Source organism: Oleiphilus sp. HI0043 (assembly GCF_001634935.1).
Genome location: NZ_LWEY01000537.1, coordinates 1 through 1,060, shown reverse-complemented (window position 1 = coordinate 1,060; position 1,060 = coordinate 1). Strand labels below are relative to the sequence as shown.

Genomic DNA, 1,060 nt, shown 5'->3' with positions numbered 1-1,060 from the left:
CCTGATCCGGACTTATCTGATGCTAGTTCGGTAGTGCCTCAGGATGCGCACCGTGTTTGGCGTTACTTGCGTGAAGGCGGCGTCGAGAATGCCCGACATCTTTATCACTTTATTATTGCGCGTTATGTCAGATTATTAGCTGATCTAACGTTGTCATGGCAAGAGCCGAGGCCCTTACCCAAATGTATGATTTACGAGCCGGGTGTAGAGCAGGGGACCTTATTAGCTTGGCAAGACAAGGTAAGCAATAAGGCTGGCCAAGATAATCCAACCGTAATGCTGTTGTTTTATCGAAGTCATTTGCAAAGCGCTAATACCACGATGTTCGATGCGCTAATTAGTGTCTTGGAACAGCATCAGCTTTCTGTGTTACCCGTTGCGATTAGTTCGCTAAAAGACCCGTCATCACTCTCCTTGGTTAACGCATTAATCGACCAGGCAAATGTACAGTTGGTACTGAATGCGACTGGGTTTGCAACCAATACCGTGGCGAGCCCCGATCTTAGTTCTGAGCCAAGTACTTTCCAATCGCCCTTTGAGAAAGACCTTGTTGTTTTGCAGTTGGTATTGTCAGGTAGTACAGAAGAAGACTGGTTAGCGCATAGCCAAGGCTTGAGAAGCCGAGATTTAGCGATGCAAGTCGTGCTTCCTGAAATGGATGGTAGGATTGCAACCCGTGCACTTAGTTTTAAGAGCGAGAGTTTCTACGACGAGCATGCCCAGTCGAGTATCGTTCAATATGAATTAAATGCTGAACGGGCACATTTCGTAGCGGAATTAGCATGGCGATATTGCCGACTTGCGGTGAAGCCAAATTCAGAAAAACGCATCGGGATGATACTCGCGAATTATCCGACGAAGGATGGCCGGATAGGGAATGGCGTTGGGTTAGACACACCCAATTCAGCCTGCCAAATTCTGAGTGCCTTGGCCGATGCTGGTTACCCCGTTAGCGATATTCCCGAATCGGGCAATGCATTGATCGAAGCATTGCTAACTTCTGTCACCAATAATCCAAATACCTTGCACCATTTGCCATGTTGGCAAAGTCTTTGTGTCG

Annotated in this window: 1 protein-coding gene; it reads left to right on the top strand. The window is 47.5% G+C overall.

Annotated features, from left to right (window positions below; translation table 11 throughout):
- Window positions 1-1,060, top strand: a 1,060-nt coding sequence (locus A3729_RS06580) for a cobaltochelatase subunit CobN (protein WP_197475634.1), incomplete at both ends; no start/stop codon positions are given.